At 62.5% G+C, this 1,451-nt stretch carries 1 protein-coding gene; it reads left to right on the top strand.

Annotated elements, in window-relative coordinates; genetic code table 11:
• Positions 1 to 114: 114 nt before the first annotated feature.
• Positions 115 to 1,407: an ISL3 family transposase gene (locus CVV68_RS22900; RefSeq protein WP_110503277.1), complete on the top strand. Its 1,293-nt coding sequence runs from the start codon at positions 115 to 117 to the stop codon at positions 1,405 to 1,407.
• Positions 1,408 to 1,451 lie beyond the last annotated feature (44 nt).

Raw genomic sequence — 1,451 nt, 5'->3', positions numbered from 1 at the left:
GGCTCTTCACGGTTCGTGGTGAAACCGGGGTTCGTGTCGTAGCAAAGTAGGAGCTCGTGGCCCTGCTGAGATGGATGTGTCTAAGCATTCTTCCCAGGTCAGGAACCACGAGCCTTGAATCAGCCTACCCAGTCGTGCCCGTCTGCGGCCACGACACTCTTCAATCTCCCCGATTACCGGGTCATCTCCGTCGTCCATGATCGTGATGCCAGCATCCGTGTCGTCACGGTGGCCTCCGACTTCCCAGCAGCTTGCCCTGGCTGTGCCGTCCTGGCCTCCCGGGTCCATTCGCGCCGGATCCAGCGGGTTCGGGACATCCTTGTCGCCGGTCGGGTGAGGCTCATGTGGGCCAAGCGCCGGCTCTTTTGCGACGAGACTCTTTGTGTCCGAAAGACATTTTCCGAGTCGACACCTCAAGTGCCGCGGTTCGCCCGTTCCACCGCACGGCTGAAGGAAACCCTCAAGAACGCCGTCATCGATTCCGGCCGGGCCGCATCCGAAGTCGCGACAGCATTCGGCGTCTCTTGGTGGCTGGTCAACACCGTCGTGGTCGCCGCCGCCGCGGCGCTGCCCTCCGTGGACTTACTAGCCCCGGCACGACTCGGGATTGACGAGCACCGCTACCGTTCCGTGCGCTGGCTTCAAGACCAGCAGAGCAAGAAATGGACCCGGTACGAGCCGTGGATGTCAACCATCGTGGACGTCGACACCGGCCAGGTTCTGGGCATCGTTGACGGCCGCGACAGCCGCGGGATCGGGGCCTGGCTCAAAGCCCGCCCCACCGCGTGGCTTTCCTGCATTGAGACCGTCGGCATCGACCCGTCAGCCGCTTTCCGAAAGGCCCTGCGCGAGAACCTGCCCGACGCCGCCGTCAGCGTCGATCACTTCCACTTGGTGCTTTTGGCCAACGACATGCTCACCCAGGTCCGCCAACGCGTCTCCCGCGAGCAGAACGGGCGCCGAGGCCTGAAAACAGACAAGGCATGGGCCCACAGGTTGTTGCTGCTGCGCGGCTACGACACACTCTCCGACGCTGGCAAGAAACGCCTTGATGACGTCTTCGCCACGGATGACCCGAGCCAGGAACTCGTCGCAGCCTGGGGCGTCAAGGAAGCCCTCCGTCTGATGCTCTCCGCCACCAACCCGGCCAGCGTGGAAGACCGGAAAATCTTCTTCGAGCGCCAGGTCAAGGCGGCCGCGATGAAGGAAACCGACCGACTGTTGGCCACGGTGACCAAGTGGTGGCCCGAGATCCAAACACTACTCGCCACCCGGGTGACGACAGCGAAAGTCGAGGCCGCCAACACCATGATCAAAAACATCAAAAGGATTGCCCGCGGGTTCCGCAACCCAACCAACTACCAATCACGTATCCTGCTAAGAAGTGCCGCCCGGACGGTGGCATGAATTCATCTCAGCGGGCTGGTATTCACCACGAAACGCGAAGAGCC

The sequence above is a fragment of the Arthrobacter livingstonensis genome (assembly GCF_003219815.1).
Lineage (GTDB): Bacteria > Actinomycetota > Actinomycetes > Actinomycetales > Micrococcaceae > Specibacter > Specibacter livingstonensis.
Note: the sequence above shows the minus strand (reverse complement) of the source record. Positions and strands in the feature narration are given on the sequence as shown.